Source organism: Liquorilactobacillus mali KCTC 3596 = DSM 20444 (assembly GCF_000260415.1).
Classification (GTDB): domain Bacteria; phylum Bacillota; class Bacilli; order Lactobacillales; family Lactobacillaceae; genus Liquorilactobacillus; species Liquorilactobacillus mali.
This window is the reverse complement of record NZ_BACP01000055.1, coordinates 1-17,701: the sequence shown is the minus strand read 5'-3', so window position 1 is coordinate 17,701 and position 17,701 is coordinate 1. Positions and strand designations below refer to the sequence as shown.

Genomic DNA, 17,701 nt, shown 5'->3' with positions numbered 1-17,701 from the left:
CACATATTGTTTCCTGTTTTTAGTTGTATTACTCCTCGATTTCCAACTGCTTGCTTAATTTCTTTGAAAATTGCTTTTTGATTAATATTTTGTCCACTTTTAAAAGTATATTTTTTAGACTTACCCTTTGAAGCAATGACCGTGCCCTTGTCATCTACTAATGTAACACTCCCTGTTCGACCAATTTTTAATGCAGAAATAGCTTCTTCAATATTGTGATACGAGAGATCAATAGCTACAACACCTATCTGTCCACTCATATTTTTAATCTGCAGTGAAGCAGTTCTAATCATTTGTTTTGTTTTTTTATCCTTATATGGTACTGTCCATGTCACTGTACCTGGGGAAGTTATGGCATTCTTATACCAAGAGTGTTCTCCTGAATTAGCACTCTCTGAAATCTCTCCAGATTTAATCATCTTGCCATCGCTTGTTCTAAATCCAATTCCCTTAATATTTGAATTTCCTTCTTTAACTATCCTTAGTACTTGTTTTACTTGACTAAGCTGATATTTCTCTCCGCTAAAAGCATCTTCATTAGCCAACTTTTGTAAAACATCAATAGTTGAAGTATGAATCGTTTTTTCTTCAGCCATTAAATTAACCGCGGCCCCTTGCTGACTCAACAGATTTCGCTTCGTCAACAGTTTACGACTAGTAAAATACGACCCAGTTAGTACAACTATCAAAGCCATCAAAATTGTGAAAATCAAAATATATCTTACATATTGTCCGATACTGTGCTTCGTTTTGATATCTCTCATCATAAAATACTCTCCTGCCATGTAATGTTATTAGGGACACTATTCATACATATCTGTATATCGGAAATTTTATTGAGTTTTTAATCTAATAAAAATACGATATCTACTTTTTTATAATCATAATCATTGATACACCGTCGTTATTCATTTTTTAACAACAACACTATATTTGCAACAAATAAAAAGGAACCCAATTCAAGAATGAGTTCCATAATAATAATTAAAAATATTTCTCATTGACTTTCTTTCGACTGGATTCCCTACTACAATTATCTCAAAAATTGGGTTCTTCAAATATCAAACTAGTACATATAATTTCAACTCTCAAAATTGCTGTATTATTCCGCTGATAATAAGTATTATTCCAGCAAAAATATAAAGATAGTTAATCTTATGATTCTTTGGTTTCCCCATTTCTTTGAATCTGACATTCTTAGAAAGAAAACCTGAGAAAATCAATAATACTCCAGTCAGTGACGCAATAATATTCTCAGTCATCGAATCACTCCTAAACTACTTAAGTATCCCTAACCCGTACCCTAATATACCAACTCCAAAAAGTCCGAAAATTAAAATTATTGGATTAACTTTTTTCTTCAAAAGATACATCATTAGTACTGTCAAACCTAGTGCTGGAAGTCCAGGACATAACTGATCAAGTATCTGTTGAAAAGTAGTAATTGTTGTCTTGCCACCGGTGGTAGTTTTTGAAACCACTAACGGAATATTAATAGTAGTCCATTTGGTAACCAAAACTCCCATTATGAACAATCCTAAAACAGTTGCACCTTCTGTTAGTTTAGGTAGGAGATTGCCTGAAATATCCTTAACCAAGGCCAGCCCCCTATCCAATCCAATCTTCAATCCATACCATTTAAGGCCCAAGCGTACTCCATTGAAGGCAAAAAAGAAAATTAAAGGACCAAACCAAGAACCCTGTAATGCTAAAGATGCTCCAAGTGCAGCTAAAATAGGTCTCAAAGTACCCCACATTAATGGATCACCAACTCCAGCCAGAGGCCCCATCAGACCAACTTTTAAACTTTGAATAGTTCCCTCATTAATTTCTTCACCATCTGCACGTCCTTTTTCCATAGCCATCGTGATTCCAACTACCGGGCCACAAAGAGCAGGTGTAACGTTAAAAAAAGCCAAATGTCTCTTTAATGCTGCTACTCTCTCTTCCTTGGTCTTATAAACTCTTTTGATTGTTGGAATCATGTCAACACAGAAGGCCAACCCATGAATCGTTTCGTAGTTGAAAGAAGCTTGCTGAAAATTTTCAAAAATAAATGTCTGAAAAATATCTTTTTTTGTTAATTTGGTATCTTTCTTATTTTCCATAATTAAATCTCCTCTTAATCCTCAAGTTCATCATCAGCCAATGCGTTAAATGAACCAGAATTACTGCTTTCGGCGACAACTTTTGTTTTATTATTAGTAAACTTAGGATTTAATTGAACATAGAGGATTGCAAAAATCAAACCAACTATCCCAAAAGCCAATAAGCTCAGTTTTAAATATCCCCCAAGAACAAAACCTAGATAGAAGAAAGGCATTAAATATTTAACACTCATCATATTCAAAATCATGGCATATCCGACAACTACTATAAATCCGCCAGCAACCGTTAATCCACCAGTAACAACTGTTGGAAGGGCATTAAGCATTGCCTTTACCATATCTGGATTAACGAACACTGCAACCAATGTTGTTGGAATAGAAACTCTAAGCGCCTGTACAAATAATGCAGAGAAATGTAAAACTTCTATCATTTTAAAATTAGCATTGTCCGCGGCCCTCACAGCAGCATGTTGAAAAGCAACCGTGATTGTGCGCGCAAAAACTGTTAAAACTTGTCCAGCCGCAGCAACTGGAAGAGCAATTGCGATCCCTTTTGCATTACTTTGTCCACCCACAATTACCAAAATGGTCGCGATTGTACTGGCCAATGCTGAATCTGGTGATTGAGCAGCTCCAATATTCATCCAACCTAGAGCAATCAGTTCCAGCATCCCACCTAAAACAAGTCCTTTCGCAGGATCACCTAAAATGATTCCCATAACACTACAGGCTATTAAGGGACGATGTGTTTGAAACTCATCTAGTACACTGCCACAACCAACAATTGAAGACCAAATGAAGATTAGAATAATTTGTAATATTGACATAACTTAATTCACCCCTTATACTTTTCAGAGATTTTGTCCATAATATTAACGTGCGGATCAGATTCAACAACCTGCAAATCCAAACTTACGCCTAATCTTTCTAACTGTTTAAAAGCATCAACATCTTGCTGATCAAGAGACACTGACTTTGTAATCTGTTTTTTTCCCTCACTATATTGCATTCCACCAATATTCAATTTTTTCAGAGGCACACCACCCTGTACTAATTTTAATGCTTCAGAAGGACTAGTAAATAAATAGAAAATTTTATCATCTTTATACTTAGGATTATTGAAAACAGCGATTGCTTTGGGGACATTTACGATATTAACCTTCATGCCTGGTGGGCATGCTTGTTTTAATAATGTTTTTCTAATTTCATCATTGTAAACATCTTCATCAACAATAATGATTCGATCTGCTGCTGCTTTTTTCGACCATACAGTTGTCACTTGTCCATGAATAAGCCGGTCATCTATTCTTGATAATGTAATAATCATTCGAAATCCTCCTCTTCATTTTTTTGCTGATTCAAAACTTCGCTTAATACTTTGGTATACGATGCATTATTATCTAGAATATAGTTAACTAATTGAGAGGTGTTCATTCCTTCTTTCTGGCTTGCAACTTCAAGGCAGATTGGCAAAGACATACCTGCAATAACATCTGTTATCTTATGCTGAAGATATAGAGTTGCAGCTGCGTTGTAAGGAGTCCCCGAGAATAAGTCAGCAATCACTAAAATTTCTTTTTCCTTATCTAATTTTTGAATAGTATGTTCCAATTTAATGGTTAGTTCCTGAAGACCTTCTTTTGGTAAAAAGGTTACTGGATAAAAATCATCTACTTTGCCAAAAATCATCTCTACTGCATTTTTCATACTGACAGCAATTTCATGATGTCCTACTAAAATAATGTTCATAGTCGTGTCACCTTCTCATCCTCTTGATTTTCCACCAGCAACATTTGCTGTGATTCCAGTGATATATCCAGCCTTATCTGACAAAAGAAATGCTACAAAGTTTGCAACTTCACTTAGCTTTCCACTTCTTCCTAATGGTGTTGTAGTGGTACTCTTATATCCCTCGCGTAATTTTTCAACCGTTATCCCACGTGTATATGCTAATGCTTGCTCATAACTGAGCGTTCTAAGACCTGTAGCTTCCATAATTCCTGGTGCAACACCTACCACACGTATATTATACTTTCCGAGTTCCTTAGCCCAAGAACGGCTTAACCCATTAATAGCCGCTTTAGTTCCAGAATAAACACTTTGTCCTTGTGATCCTTCTAGTCCGGCTTCAGAAGACATGTTTACAATCACGCCTCTCTCTCTCTTGGCCAATACTCGCCCAACTGCTTGTGACATTAAAAAGACACTTTTTACATTTACTGAGAAAACTTTTTCAAATGCCTTCTCGTCAAGTTCATATTTTCCTTTCGGATCATCTGAATCTACAAGTAATCGTGGTAAATTAATTCCCGCATTATTTACAACACCATCCAAATCCCCAAAAACTTTGATTGCTTCTTGAACAACAGCATCTACCTGAACTGATGAAGTAACATCAGTTTCAACAAAATGCAGATTATCATTCTCTAAAGCACCCCTTTTTAAATCTGCATTAACAACATTGGCACCATCAGCAAGTAGCTCAGTTACAATTGCATTGCCGATACCTGAAGAACCACCTGTTACAATAAAAGTTTTGTTTTCTAAGTCTAACCAATCCATAATAAAAGCCCCCTGAAATTTTCAAAGTATCATTTGTGATAAAATGCTATTTAATTTGCAACGTCCTTTATGTCTATAGGATAGTTGGCTCTCTATTAAATGTAAACGCTTTTTTAACTATTTCACATTTGTGATATACTTAACGAGGAAGAAAGGAGCTTATATAATGACCTATTCAAATGCAAAACAAATTGAGCGACTAGTACAAGTTTCCGAAATGTACTACACGCAAAAGTACTCACAAAATCAAATTTCAGAAAAACTTCATATTCACAGAACAGAAATTAGCCGTCTTTTAAAGAAAGCACGACAAATTGGAATAGTTAAGATAACGGTTGCTCCGCCTACAAGTCGGATAAATGATGATTTGGCTAATTTTATGTGCAAAAATTTTAACTTAGGTCAAGCAATAATTGTACCTACAGAAGAAAATAGTGATTATCAAGATGACCTAGAAAGTCTTTCAGTCTACACAAACAATCTTCTCAATGAATTTATTAAAGATAATTGTGTAATAGGATTATCTTGGGGAGAAACGATAAAAAAAGTAATTGCTAATTTTTTTCTTTCAAAAAAAGTAAAAAATGTTTCCATTGTACCTTTAATTGGCAGCCCAATGGGGAAACTCGAAATCTCATGCCAAGCCAATCATTTAGTTCATCAAATGTGTGATAAAATTCCTAATTCAAAATTATTTTCTCTTGATACTCCAGTTTTTTTAAACTCAGAAAAATTTATGCATGAAATTCTTTCTACAGAAACTAACAGAAACTCAGTTCGCTTGTGGGAAAAGGTAAACATCGCACTTGTGGGCATTGGAAGTGCCAAAATGGTAGATAATTATAATTGGCGAACTTTTTATAAAAAAGAAGATGGAGATGAAGGAATTTATAAAGATTCCATGGTGGGTGATGTATTGTCACAATCCTTTTCCATAGACGGAGACGAATATAGAGAAGTATATCCAAACTTGGTAGGTGCCAGTCTATCTCAGTTACGAAAAATGAATACAGTTATTGGAGTAGCTGTAGGTGAAAGTAAGGCTGAAGCAATTTTTGGTGGATTAAGAGCTAATTTATTTGACATCCTAGTCACAACTGATAAGGTAGCAAAACAAATTAAAAAAATTCATTTATCACAAATGTGAAAATAATAAGGAAAGGGTTACCGTTTTTTGAACTATTTGCTATCATTGACTTTGATAAAAGCTATTAGTTTGTAGCCCCCTTATAATCACAAATGTGAAGGAGTCTTTAAATATGAAAAGTACAGGCCTTAGAATTTATGGAAAAGAAGATTTACGAATTGAAGAATTTGAACTTCCAGAAATTAAAGAGGATGAAATATTAGCAACTGTTGTTAGCGATACAATGTGTATGTCTTCCTGGAAACTTGCTAAAGAAGGAGAAAATCACAAAAAAACACCTGACGATCTCAAAAATAACCCTGCACTAATTGGTCATGAGTTTGCTGGAAAGATTTTAAAAGTCGGGAAAAAATGGCAAGACAAGTTCTCAGCTGGGGAGGACTATGTAGTTCAGCCTAACTTAGCTCGTGACGACACTCCCTTTGTCCCAGGATATTCATATCCGTATATTGGTGGAGATGCAACTGTGATTATTATTCCAAATGAAGTTATGGAATTAAATTGTTTAATACCTTTTAATGGAAAAGCTTATTATGAAGGTTCTCTTTGTGAACCATTAAGTTGTGTCATTGCTGCATTTGATGCACAATTCCACCTCATTCCACATACTTATAATCATGAAATGGGAATCAAAAAAAATGGTAATTTATTATTGCTTGGTGGAACTGGCCCAATGGGTCTGTTAGCAATTGACTATGCTATTCATTCTAATGTTAAGCCTAAGGTGGTGGTGGTCACAGACATTAATCAAGAGAAACTAGATCGTGCTGAAAAACTTTATCCTTCTGATGAAGTAAAAATGTTATTTATTAACGTAAATAATCTTTCAATTGAAAAGCAGAAGGAACTTCTTCTAAGCGCCGTTGATAATGAAGGATATGATGATGTTTTTTCGATGATTAGCGTTGCACCAATCGTTACACTTGCCGGAGAATTGCTTCGTGCAGATGGTTGTTTGAACCAATTTGCTGGTCCTGTTAATAAAGACTTTAAAGCTACATTGAATTTCTATGATGTTCATTATAACTTTACACATGTCACTGGAACTTCAGGAGGAAATGCTGAAAATGAAGCCAAAGCCGCAGAAATAATTGCAAGCGGAAAATTAAATGTAGCTAAAGTAATTACACACGTTCTTGGATTAAATGCTGCTGCCGAAACTACTTTAAATCAACCAGAAATAGGTGGTGGGAAAAAGCTAACCTATCCTACTAAAAAATTTGAAAGAATTGAATTAGCTAATGTTGACCCTACTTCAGGGCTTGGAAAAGTATTGGCAAAACATGATGGCCTGTGGTCTCCAGAGGCTGAACAATGGATATTGGAAAATGAGCCAGACATTACAGCATAAAAAATTCTTAATATTATATTTCGGCATAAATCAACTGAATATTGTAATTAAAATACATTAAAAAACCAGAAAGTTACAGCGAAAACGGCAAAACAATATTTGCTTATATCCTCGCTCTTACTTCTGGCTTTTTAATTTTTAAACAACTTGTCTTAGCTTTGTTAATTCCGTAAAATACTTTCTTATCGTAAAATGACTTCAATCTTTTTACACATAACTTGAAACAAGTAATCCTTATTTACTCCATATTACAAAAATTACTATAATATAGGATATTCTAAACTCACATCATTACTCTTAAAAATCTCCCACACAAACAACTAACTTCCACAAAATCAGCTAAATAGCCCCCTTTTTCAAGTCACCTCACACAGGAAATTGAATTTTGAGCTAATTTTCTTATTACTTCTAAATAAACATACTTCGTAAATCAAAATTTTCCAGACATATGTCACATTTCTTTTTTCTGCTAATTATCCACAAATTCACTAGTTACAATCATCTGTTTAACAAATAGCTCATGAAATCTGTTATCCATAGTTAATTCCGGATGAAATGCAGTTACCAGCACATTTTTTTGCTGAGCTGCAACAATTCGACCATCAACTAAAGTTGCTAGAACTTTTACATCTGAACTCACTTCTTTAAGATAAGGAGCACGAATAAAAACACCATGAAAAGGTTCCGTAAAACCCTCAACATCAATCAAAGACTCAAAACTTTCACGTTGACGCCCAAACCCGTTTCGTTTTACTTCCCCATTCAAGCCGCCTAAAGATTCTTGCTGCGCTAACAAGACTAGCCCCGCACATGTCCCGAATACTGGAAAATTATTTTGAATTAAATTCTTTAATGGTTGTAACAGTTGTTCACGTACTAATAATTTATAAATAGTCGTACTTTCTCCACCAGGTATAATAATACCCTCAATATCTTGCAAATCAGCAGGTTCTTTAATCAATTTAGCTCGAACACCACACTGAGAAAGCATATTTACGTGCTCGCTGACTGCACCTTGAAGAGCTAATACTCCAATCACCATCTTTTTCCCTCCTAAATTCCGCGGTTAGCCATCTTCTGCTCGGCTGAAAGTGTTGAGATTTCAATTCCTTTCATAGGTGAACCTAGATTTTTAGAAATCTCTGCAATTAATGCATAATCTGTTGGATGAGCCGTAGCAGTAACAATTGCCTTAGCAAACTTAGCTGGATTTTCAGAATGAAAGATTCCGGAGCCAACAAAAATTCCATCTGCACCTAAATTCATCATTAGTGCTGCATCGGCAGGCGTTGCCACACCACCGGCTGCAAAATTAACGACTGGAAGCTTGCCACTATCATGAACTTCTTTAACTAACTCATATGGAGCCTTTAAGTTTCGGGCAAACATCACTAATTGATTATGATTGGCTGCTTTAACTTGTGTAATCTGTTCATTGACTTTTTCCATATGACGAACTGCTTCAACGATGTTGCCTGTTCCGGGCTCTCCCTTGGTTCTCAGCATAGTTGCACCTTCATCAATTCTTCGAAGGGCCTCACCTAGGTCACGGCACCCACACACAAATGGAACCTGAAATTCATTTTTATTAATATGATAAGTATCATCAGCAGGTGTTAAAACTTCACTTTCATCGATGTAGTCAACCCCAATGGACTCTAAGATGCGGGCCTCCGCAATGTGTCCTATACGAGCTTTAGCCATCACCGGGATAGTAACTGCATCCATAATTGCTTCAACCATTGCCGGATCTGACATCCGTGCTACACCGCCAGCCGCTCTAATATCTGAAGGAACACGCTCAAGCGCCATAACGGCCACTGCGCCTGCATTCTCAGCAATCTTTGCTTGTTCAACGTTTACCACATCCATGATTACGCCGCCCTTTTGCATTTGTGCCATACCACGTTTGACAAGTGTTGTTCCTGTTTTTGACATTTATATCTCCTCCATTTTTTATTGAAAATTTATCCTATTTTATGTTATCGTGGCCATAACTTAAACAACCAATTGGAATATATTTATACCAACCAATTTAGAGGAGGCCAATCAATCATGCATTGGAAATTACCGGATGGCAACCAAGCCGTGTATTTAAAAATAATTAATCTAATTATTGAAGGAATTCAAAAGGGTGATCTGCTGCCAGGTGAACAATTACCAGTAGAGCGTGATCTGGCAAAAAAATTAAACATTAATCGCTCTACGATTCAAAGAGCATTCAGTGAGTTGGTTAGTCGCGGAATCCTCATCCGTAAGTTAGGAAGTGGAACTTGGATAAATTCTGGTAAATGGGGAGTATTAACACAAGGAGTCAATTGGCAAAGATATATAACTACCAGTCGCCTAGGTGACCCAGAAAACTTTACTGTTCGGTTACACAGATTGCAAAAGCAATCAGGTGTAATTGACCTTTCCTATTCCAGTATTAGCATTCCCAACCTATCACTCACTTTTCCATCCATGACCATCGATGACCTAGTCTCACAAGAAAGTACAAATGCTATCAGCGGCATACTTGATTTGAAGCAACAGTTGCGCATCCAGCTTGAACCCTTCTTAAAACAAAACCTTTCGGTAGCACAAGTTCTGATCACATCGGGTGCACAACAGGCTTTTTACTTGATTACTCAAGGCCTACTTTCTTATGGAGATGCTATCGCAATTGAATCACCATCATATTTTTATCAACTATCACTTTTTCAAGCTGCTGGTATCCGCGTATTTGGAGTTCCACTCAAGGAAAATGGTGGTTTAGAACTAGATGTCTTACGGCAGCATTACTATAAACATCATTTACGATTTCTCTTTGTTAATCCAACTGGTCAGAATCCAACAACTCGAAATATGCCCCTAGCAGAGCGCGAAAGCTTAGTTGATTGTTGTCGTCAACTAGACCTGCCAATTGTAGAAGATGATCCATTAGGGCTTAGTAATGCGCTTACTCAAAGACAGTTTTCTACATTAAGACAGCTAGATCCAAATAATGTACTTTACGTTGGTTCTCTTTCATCGCTAAGCGGCACAAATACGCGAATTGGATGGTTAATTGCACCGCCAGCAATCGTAGAGCGGCTGGCAGAAATTCGGCAACAAATGGAATCAGGTATTAGCGTTTTCTCCCAATTAGCTGCCGCGCAGCTCCTACAGCAGCCACAATTATCGCAATTGATTCAAGTCCAGCTGCAAAACCTCGAAGAACAAAAAAGACATCTGCTTAAGGCATTGGAACCATTTGCTGCACAAAAACTAGTTTCTTATAAGTTACCTGCATACGGTAGCAATATTTGGGTTCAATTGAACGTGAATAAAAAAATAATGAATGCTGATTACAACTTATTTTTAGATCATAAATTACTTGTTTTACCAGATTTCTTATTTGGCGTGCAGTCTAACCACATACGACTTAGCTTTACACGTATAACGGATGTTAGCGAAAAAGATTTAACAGATAGATTTGGAACTGTTATGGATGAATTGATATAGGTGCTGTCTGCTGAGTAATCAAGGATAATTAACTACACCGGAAAACTCAAAAAATCATAATCACCTATTTTTAGCAGAACTAGGCAAACAAGAATATCAATTATATGAAGGTGACGTTGTCCGGATTCCGGCTTACCTAAAACATCGCTTTCTTAATCCAAACAAACAACCAGTCACAGTACTTTTTGTTTTAATCCCAGAATAATAAAGCATTAACGCTAATTGACCTTATAATAACAGAAATGCTATAATGCATTTATCGTAATTTCTGATAGCGAATCTAAAATTCGTCATGTTACTAGAAGAGATCTTATCTAGGCAAGAAAAACTTGTTTAGGTGAGGTCTCTTTTATTTTTTAAATAAATAATTTAGAAGGGAATTCTAATTTTGAAAGAAAAGAAACTCACTTTTAACTTTTCCTGGGAAGTTTTCCTAATTGCTGGCAACTTACGCTTAGCAATTATTGTAATACCGCCAATCAGTCACTATATTATGCAAAGTCTTAATCTCAGCACCACTGAAATTGGCACTTTAACAAGTATCCCCCTTGTCTGTTTTGGCCTACTATCAATATTTATTCCGTTAGTTATTCAGAATCTAGGAACATATAAAACAATGATATTAGCATTAAGTCTCCTGATAATTGCCAATTTCTTTCGTGTCTATTCAGTAATTTGGTTATTTTTAGGCACGGCGCTTATCGGTATAGCAATTACAATGTTAAATATTTTAACTCCAACTATTATTGTTGAACGAGCTCCAAAACACGCAGCTTTTTTAAACGGCATTTATACAGCAACACTTAATTTATGGGCTGCAGCTATTGGATATTCAGCAGCTCCCTTAGCCAAAAAATTTGGCTGGCAGAATGTTGTCCAATTAGTATCAATACTGCCTATAATTACTTTAATTGGTTGGCTTTTGATAACAAATAAGTCCACTGATTCAGAAAAAAATTCTTTTTCCAAAAATAAATCCATAAAGATAGCTAAAATAATCAATCGCCCAAAGGTGTGGCTCTTAGCTATTTTTATGGGATTACAGTCATTTATCTATTATGGTCTAGTTGCTTGGTTACCAAGCATTTTGGTCAGTTTGAAACTTTCTGTTCTGGCAACAGGAAGTTTGTTTGCACTTTTTCAATTTGTCGGAATCCCACTATCCTATATAATTCCTAGAATTAACACTAAAAAAGGAGCATCTAAATGGATTTTAGGAGGATTATTTATAGGTTATATTAGTGGATTAGGTTTATTAAATTTAAAGCACCCTACGTTCTTTATTATTACCATTGCAATTATTACCTTAGGATTAACAACTGCTGCTATCTTTTCTTTAGCTTTAGGTTTGATAACGACTCTTTCAGATTCGGCCCAAGAAACAAGTATTGTTAGTGGTATCGTTCAATCAATTGGTTACCTATTGGCCTGTATTAGTCCAACCTTACTAGGAAAACTTAATAGTAACTTTGATAATTGGAATTTACCTCTTACATTATTATTAGGCTTAGCAATAATTACGATTCTAGTAGGTGGATTCTTCTTAATGAAAAACAAAATTACAAGTTAAATTAGCTATTCAGGTCTCGAAAACCAATAGTTTTAAACTGACAAACAAGAGATTTTATACAATAGTATTCAACAAAGATAATATTGGAAATATAAAAATAAAGAAATTAAAAATTGTAAAAATGCCCCTTGATATCTAATCCAAGTTGGTGAAACAGCGGTGACAAAAGTCAATTCTACAACACTGATTCTAATATTTTTCAAACAAAAAATTGGGCTTTGTTCACTAGAAAATAATTGACACATATAACACCTCATATTTATTCTTGATCGATTAGATTGCTTGGAATAGTTGAAAGTAAAGGTGAAGGATTGGCTGTTGTGAGCAAGAAGAGGCGATGCATGGCTCTTGAACAGATTGTATATAATAACAACCGCTGCTGTTCACCAGGAAAATGTTCTTGGGAAATATTCCAAGCAATAACAGTATCAAACTCTAATCCTTTCGCTAAATAAGCTGGTATAAGAATAATTTTTGCATTACTTTTCTGAAACTCAGAAGCAACTAATTCTACTCGAATGGACTGATTCTTTATTGGTTTAACCAACGATTGTGCTTCTGATAAGGACTTACAAATAATAGCAATTTGCATGTCTTGATTTAGTCCAATAAGTCTTATTAATGCTTTTATCATATCTTTATCCTGGTTTACCGTAATTAATTTTGGCTTCAAGCCAGTGCGATTAACAGACTGAATATTGTGGTTAAACTTATTTTGTGGCAATAAATTACTTGTAAAGACTGTAATGGGAGCACTTGAACGATAAGAACGATTTAAAGTGATCATTTTGACTTCATCCTCTTTAAATATATGGTTAATATCCTCAAAAATATTATAATTGTTTTCAAAAATATTTTGATTGGCATCACCCAAAAAAGTAAATTTGGCTTTAGGATAAATAGTTTTGATGGTTCCAATCTGAATGGGGGTATAGTCTTGGATTTCATCAATGAGAACAAACTTGATCTTATTATCGGCAATCTCGTGACTAAACTGCTGTTGGATAAATAGTAAAATGGCACTTAAGTTGGGATCGATTTTCTGGTCCTTTAATTTTTGAATAGCAACATTAATTTCATTAACTGCATCTTGGTTACCACTAATTCCCACTAAGTCTAATAAACTTTTCAAAAAATTAACAGCTATGGCTACAATATCTATAAAAGACCCAGAATTAATTTGTGCGATTTGTTCATGATAATTTTTCGTAACAATCTGCTGCCGCCAGTAATTTTGTTCAGCAGTAATTGAGGAAAATTTCTGCTGGCGTTCCACAAGCCCCAAAGTTTGTGGATTAATAGCACCAACTTCTTCTTCAACCCACTTTTGATATTTAATTTTATTCAGGTATCGTTCCAAATTATTTTTAACTTGTTCTTGTGTGGCCGTAAAGCGATTAAATAGCTTATAAGTTTCGTTAAATGAATAGAAGATCCGTTTTAATTGGTTACTAGTCATAATTGATTTAGAACCATCTTTGATACTTTTAAAACTGCACTCCCCCTTATTTAATAATTGACAATACTTTACTAAACGATTAAAACAAGCCGTACTCTTTAGAAAAGCATTGGTAGTCTGATGCGTGGCCTGCTCTGTTAAATTTTCAATGTGATAATTTGAGACCCATGAATTTTCTTTGAATAATTTAGTGAAAGTCAATTGCAACGCATTCGGCTCTCCCAAATCTGGCAATACTCCATTAATATAACTACTGAAAAGTTCATTTGGTGATAAAATTAAAATTTGTTTTGAATTAACGGTTGAACGGTATTGATAAAGCAACCACGCGACCCGTTGTAATAACACAGCTGTTTTCCCCGATCCAGCGATTCCCTGCACGGCTAAAACATTGTCTTGATCGTTGCGAATAACCTTATTCTGTTCACTTTGAATAGTCGAAACAATATTTTTCATTTTATTAGACGAACTTTTGGACAACGTATCGAGAAGTAATTGATCTCCAATGGATGCGTTAGCATCATATATATTAATAATTGTTTGATGGTTAATATTAAATTGACGTTTTAATTTAACATCAACTTTCTGGTTACCCATCGGACTTTTATAATAAGTTTTGCCTAAGTCACCAGTATAGTACATTGAGGATATTGGGGCACGCCAATCATACACCAAAAAATCATTATCATCGATAAAGGTTCGTTTACCTATATAAATAGTTTCTGGTTTACTTTCATCGGATTCTATAAAGTCTAGTCGGGCAAAATAAGGCTTGGATTTCATTTTTTCTAATGAATTAAGTTGGCCTTGTTTCTTTTTGAGGTTATCTAAATTGTTTTTAGAATCTGCTAGCTTTTTTCGGGTCTTTTTAACAGCCTTACTAATTTTTTCTATTACTAAATTAAGGTGCTTCTGTTCGAGCTGTAAAATTTTATTTTTCAAACTTGTATCTCCCTTTTAATAAAGTTATAATGGTTTATGGTCACATGTGTGACCATAAACCATTATAGTCATTTAATTTTTCAAATGCAAATACTCAGTACACAAAGGAAGTTAAAAAATTGGATACCAATGAACGCAATGTTACCGACGAAAATAAGCAAAGAATATTGAAGGCATTGCTGGAACTTTTAAAATCAAAAGCTTTCAGTAAGATAACAATTAGTGAGATCAGTAAGAATGCTCAAATTTCTAAAAGAACTTTCTATCGTGCCTTTCATTCCAAAGAAGAAGTGTTAGCCAGCTACGGTAATGAAACCTTTGATCAATACATAAAAATTATTCAAAAAATTAAAAACCCCACTTTTTTCCAAGTTATTAATGTTCTGTTTAATTTTTGGTATCAGCGTCGTAAAATTGTAAAAATATTAACTGATCAACATTTATTTGGCCTAGTATTTGAACAATTGGAAGGTAAATTAATTGATACTTACCTATCGTTGAACTTTTCATGGCACAATGTTACTAGTGATGATCAAATTAATGTGCTAATGCAATTTATGCTTGGCGGAATTACTAAAATTATCCAAAATTGGTTAAAAGTAACTAATCCTGTACCACCAGTTGTTATAACTACGAAATTTCAAGAGATCCTTAAAGATATCCAAATATTACCTCTTTAATCCGTTACCAAACCATCTTGGGTTAAATACTTATATTGTGACGTAACCTTCAATGAGGACGATATTTATCCGATGAAGGATAAATTCTTTACGACTCATAGGATGATAGCTCATTATTTGCATTACTAAAAAGCCCCTAAATAACCTTAGGACTTTCCTAATCTCATAAACAAGTTTTAATACTTTTACACAGGGATTAAAGGACAAGTATATTGTTAAACGGTTAAGCTTAGCCACTTCGATTAATAGCTGCACTAGGCCTACTAAACTTGAATTCCAATATCATTCAACCACGTATTGGTGCCAAAATATTGGATGATCGTTATGCTATAACGGCCGAAAACCAAGAAAAAGTTTTAAAAAATGATTCTGAAAAAACAGTTAATGAGATTTTAAAACAATATGTTGAGGACTTTATTACTATGTGCTGTTATTTAATTGAATATGGTATTTTAAGTCGAAAAAATGATGGAATTAAAAGTCTAATTGATAATTTGAGTTCCTTTATAGCACGAATTGGCACAATAGTTTATGCTTTTAGCGTGATAATATAGTTGGCAAAAATGAAGGTAGTGGAATGGCGGTTATGTTTTTATGCACCAACATCATAGGAACCCTCTGGTGTGTCTGTTCTTATTTATTATCTAAGTATATTCAGACTGATAATAGCAAATCTAAATGATGTAATAGTAAGGGGGGGTGACATAAGTCGGTAAAATTTGAGTACTAACAAGAAATTACGAACACAGCAAGCAATTTGCCATGAGTAATCCGAGGCTAGACGGAAAATTTTGACTTATGGAACACGTTTATCCGGAATAAGTAGAGAGACTAGGTTAAAATTTCACTTTTGGCCAGCCTCCTGTGAATCTACTCTTATATCATATCTAAGTATCAAATAAATTTATAAATAGTTGAACGACTAAAGAAGCTGAAACTCTTTTAACAATCTTATAAAGGCCTAGATATCTTTGTCATTTTGCTTAGAAATTATCTCTTTTCTTTTTTCAATTAAGCTTCTGTTCAATTGATTAGCGACTGTAACTATTTTTTTACCAAGCATCGTTAAAGAGTATAATCGTTCTTTTTTACTTTCAGAGTTTACTTTTTTCAATCAGATCGAATTTTTTGCAGGCGTAATAAGCTTTTTGAAAGCGTCCCTTGAAGTAATTTGATACTTTGATTAATTGTCACAGCATTTATATTGCCTGATTATTCTAATCTATGGGGTATCATGAGATGTTTTTCTGATAAATATAAGATAGCATGTTTTAAATGAATACTACTATCATCAGGAATACAATCAGCCAGATAGCTTAGTCTTTTATACCAGTCGCATTGATCAAATAGTTGATTAATGCTACTAAGTAATTCACTTTAATTTATCAGAAATAAAAAAACCATCAAATATTTGGTGGTTTTTTATTCTTTGTTTTAAAGTATAAACAAGTAATAACTCGTTCTGTTCTGAAGCTTATTTCAATTAATTAATTCTGATGTTTTACACTTACTTGCTAATTTTTAAAGGCGATAATTTTAGACAATTTTTAATTGATTTACTTGTTGCAATAACAGACCCGATCTTCATCAGACCACATTTCTTTAATTTAGTTAACAATTTTATTAAATAGTTCTGTTTTCAATAAAATCAATATGCAAGTCACGTTCTAAAAAATACCATGAATCATTTTTCTTTACCAAAATGTCATTATATCTAATATACATCACCATTAAACTTTTATGCCCCTTTGAGTCATTTTTTAGATGATGAGCAATCGTATAAACATAAGCGCTAGCTTTATTATCATCTTCGATAGATACATTTTTTTGACCTATAAAATGAAAAGTCTTCTCATATTGATTTAACCCAGAGAAGCCATCCAACAAAGCTCTGGATCCCTCAATAACCTGTGGCTCATTAGGCTTCTCTGGATAAAAAACAACTGTTTTTGCATTATCCGTAAATAGAGATAACTGTGAAACAGCATTCCTTGTATCAGCAAATGTAGCATAATCGTCAATTAAGTTTTCAATTTTTTTAACGTCGTTCATATAAAAACACCTCTTAAATTTTTTTATTAGATGATATGCTATATGTTAACATGCTAGAGTTAGTCTAGCACAATAAAGAAAGCCAAACATATCTAAAAAAAGCTTAAATAAAATAGAAATATAGTAAAATAATTTAATTTGAGTATTTGTACTTTAGTATTATAAGAAGATTGAACTGTGTAAGATCTCATGAAGGACGACAACGGTATACAAAGATTCAATGTTATCTCCAAAGAAATTAGAAAACTAACGCAGTATCTAGATAACATTTTTCAAAATGAATCCACATCGCACTATGAAAAGTAAAGATCGAAAAGTAAAGATTCTTATCTGCCTATTATTTG

At 34.2% G+C, this 17,701-nt stretch carries 17 protein-coding genes and 1 pseudogene; 7 read left to right on the top strand and 11 right to left on the bottom strand.

What is annotated here, in order from left to right:
• From GSM_RS09370 to GSM_RS09340, 7 genes are all read right to left on the bottom strand, one after another.
• The coding region (locus tag GSM_RS09370) for a cache domain-containing protein (RefSeq protein WP_029327417.1) at positions 1-767 on the bottom strand (767 nt) is incomplete at its 3' end.
• Positions 768-1,088: 321 nt separating this feature from the next.
• Positions 1,089-1,262: a hypothetical protein gene (locus tag GSM_RS15075; RefSeq protein WP_155807911.1), complete on the bottom strand. Its 174-nt coding sequence runs from the start codon at positions 1,260-1,262 to the stop codon at positions 1,089-1,091.
• 15 nt (positions 1,263-1,277) lie between these two features.
• On the bottom strand, positions 1,278-2,108 hold the full coding sequence (locus tag GSM_RS09360) for a PTS system mannose/fructose/sorbose family transporter subunit IID (protein WP_003689756.1): 831 nt from the start codon (positions 2,106-2,108) through the stop codon (positions 1,278-1,280).
• A 14-nt stretch (positions 2,109-2,122) separates the two neighbouring features.
• Positions 2,123-2,935, bottom strand: a complete 813-nt coding sequence (locus tag GSM_RS09355) for a PTS mannose/fructose/sorbose transporter subunit IIC (RefSeq protein ID WP_003689754.1) — start codon at positions 2,933-2,935, stop codon at positions 2,123-2,125.
• Between the two features lie 8 nt (positions 2,936-2,943).
• Entirely contained in the window at positions 2,944-3,435 is a 492-nt protein-coding gene (locus GSM_RS09350) for a PTS sugar transporter subunit IIB (protein WP_003689752.1), read from the bottom strand.
• Positions 3,432-3,857: a PTS sugar transporter subunit IIA gene (locus GSM_RS09345; RefSeq protein ID WP_003689750.1), complete on the bottom strand. Its 426-nt coding sequence runs from the start codon at positions 3,855-3,857 to the stop codon at positions 3,432-3,434. The genes GSM_RS09350 and GSM_RS09345 overlap by 4 nt, the downstream gene beginning before the upstream one ends.
• A 15-nt stretch (positions 3,858-3,872) precedes the next feature.
• Entirely contained in the window at positions 3,873-4,673 is an 801-nt protein-coding gene (locus GSM_RS09340; protein ID WP_029327416.1) for an SDR family oxidoreductase, read from the bottom strand.
• Between the two features lie 163 nt (positions 4,674-4,836).
• Between GSM_RS09340 and GSM_RS09335 the strand changes: the two genes are divergently transcribed.
• A complete protein-coding gene (locus tag GSM_RS09335) occupies positions 4,837-5,817 on the top strand; it encodes a sugar-binding transcriptional regulator (protein ID WP_003689745.1) in 981 nt (326 codons plus the stop codon).
• Between the two features lie 112 nt (positions 5,818-5,929).
• Positions 5,930-7,168 carry a zinc-binding dehydrogenase gene (locus tag GSM_RS09330; protein WP_003689743.1) on the top strand — a complete coding sequence of 413 codons (1,239 nt, stop codon included), beginning with the start codon at positions 5,930-5,932 and terminating at the stop codon, positions 7,166-7,168.
• Positions 7,169-7,637: 469 nt separating this feature from the next.
• Here the strand turns inward: GSM_RS09330 and pdxT are convergent, their stop codons facing one another.
• Both pdxT and pdxS read right to left on the bottom strand, forming a co-directional pair.
• Positions 7,638-8,210, bottom strand: coding sequence for a pyridoxal 5'-phosphate synthase glutaminase subunit PdxT (pdxT, locus tag GSM_RS09325; RefSeq protein ID WP_003689741.1), 573 nt, complete (start codon positions 8,208-8,210; stop codon positions 7,638-7,640).
• An 11-nt stretch (positions 8,211-8,221) separates the two neighbouring features.
• Complete coding sequence (gene pdxS / locus GSM_RS09320) at positions 8,222-9,106, bottom strand: pyridoxal 5'-phosphate synthase lyase subunit PdxS (RefSeq protein WP_010078165.1); 885 nt, start codon at positions 9,104-9,106, stop codon at positions 8,222-8,224.
• 117 nt (positions 9,107-9,223) lie between these two features.
• Between pdxS and GSM_RS09315 the strand changes: the two genes are divergently transcribed.
• The 3 genes and pseudogenes from GSM_RS09315 to GSM_RS09310 all read left to right on the top strand — a co-directional run bounded on the left by GSM_RS09315 (position 9,224) and on the right by GSM_RS09310 (position 12,224).
• Entirely contained in the window at positions 9,224-10,654 is a 1,431-nt protein-coding gene (locus tag GSM_RS09315; RefSeq protein WP_010078164.1) for an aminotransferase-like domain-containing protein, read from the top strand.
• Positions 10,655-10,745: 91 nt separating this feature from the next.
• Positions 10,746-10,859, top strand: a pseudogene (locus GSM_RS15600) (XRE family transcriptional regulator); the annotation flags it as partial.
• Positions 10,860-11,042: 183 nt separating this feature from the next.
• Positions 11,043-12,224 carry an MFS transporter gene (locus GSM_RS09310; protein ID WP_003689719.1) on the top strand — a complete coding sequence of 394 codons (1,182 nt, stop codon included), beginning with the start codon at positions 11,043-11,045 and terminating at the stop codon, positions 12,222-12,224.
• A 259-nt stretch (positions 12,225-12,483) separates the two neighbouring features.
• Here the strand turns inward: GSM_RS09310 and helD are convergent, their stop codons facing one another.
• Positions 12,484-14,625 carry an RNA polymerase recycling motor HelD gene (helD, locus tag GSM_RS09300; protein ID WP_003689717.1) on the bottom strand — a complete coding sequence of 714 codons (2,142 nt, stop codon included), beginning with the start codon at positions 14,623-14,625 and terminating at the stop codon, positions 12,484-12,486.
• Positions 14,626-14,744: 119 nt separating this feature from the next.
• On the opposite strand from helD, the gene GSM_RS09295 reads away from it, so the two are divergent.
• Entirely contained in the window at positions 14,745-15,305 is a 561-nt protein-coding gene (locus GSM_RS09295; RefSeq protein ID WP_003689715.1) for a TetR/AcrR family transcriptional regulator, read from the top strand.
• A 311-nt stretch (positions 15,306-15,616) separates the two neighbouring features.
• Positions 15,617-15,859: a DUF2087 domain-containing protein gene (locus tag GSM_RS09290; protein ID WP_235720370.1), complete on the top strand. Its 243-nt coding sequence runs from the start codon at positions 15,617-15,619 to the stop codon at positions 15,857-15,859.
• Positions 15,860-16,928: 1,069 nt separating this feature from the next.
• On the opposite strand, the gene GSM_RS09285 is transcribed toward GSM_RS09290, so the two are convergent.
• Positions 16,929-17,357, bottom strand: coding sequence for a nuclear transport factor 2 family protein (locus GSM_RS09285; protein ID WP_003689712.1), 429 nt, complete (start codon positions 17,355-17,357; stop codon positions 16,929-16,931).
• Between the last annotated feature and the right edge of the window lie 344 nt (positions 17,358-17,701).

What these genes read in the sequence shown, in the direction of transcription:
- GSM_RS15075 (WP_155807911.1), bottom strand. Translation starts at nt 1,262, where the DNA reads ATGACTGAGAATATTATTGCGTCACTGACTGGAGTATTATTGATTTTC.
- GSM_RS09360 (WP_003689756.1), bottom strand. Translation starts at nt 2,108, where the DNA reads ATGGAAAATAAGAAAGATACCAAATTAACAAAAAAAGATATTTTTCAG.
- pdxT (WP_003689741.1), bottom strand. Translation starts at nt 8,210, where the DNA reads ATGGTGATTGGAGTATTAGCTCTTCAAGGTGCAGTCAGCGAGCACGTA.
- pdxS (WP_010078165.1), bottom strand. Translation starts at nt 9,106, where the DNA reads ATGTCAAAAACAGGAACAACACTTGTCAAACGTGGTATGGCACAAATG.
- GSM_RS09285 (WP_003689712.1), bottom strand. Translation starts at nt 17,357, where the DNA reads ATGAACGACGTTAAAAAAATTGAAAACTTAATTGACGATTATGCTACA.
- GSM_RS09355 (WP_003689754.1), bottom strand. Translation starts at nt 2,935, where the DNA reads ATGTCAATATTACAAATTATTCTAATCTTCATTTGGTCTTCAATTGTT.
- GSM_RS09345 (WP_003689750.1), bottom strand. Translation starts at nt 3,857, where the DNA reads ATGAACATTATTTTAGTAGGACATCATGAAATTGCTGTCAGTATGAAA.
- GSM_RS09335 (WP_003689745.1), top strand. Translation starts at nt 4,837, where the DNA reads ATGACCTATTCAAATGCAAAACAAATTGAGCGACTAGTACAAGTTTCC.
- GSM_RS09315 (WP_010078164.1), top strand. Translation starts at nt 9,224, where the DNA reads ATGCATTGGAAATTACCGGATGGCAACCAAGCCGTGTATTTAAAAATA.
- GSM_RS09350 (WP_003689752.1), bottom strand. Translation starts at nt 3,435, where the DNA reads ATGATTATTACATTATCAAGAATAGATGACCGGCTTATTCATGGACAA.
- GSM_RS09330 (WP_003689743.1), top strand. Translation starts at nt 5,930, where the DNA reads ATGAAAAGTACAGGCCTTAGAATTTATGGAAAAGAAGATTTACGAATT.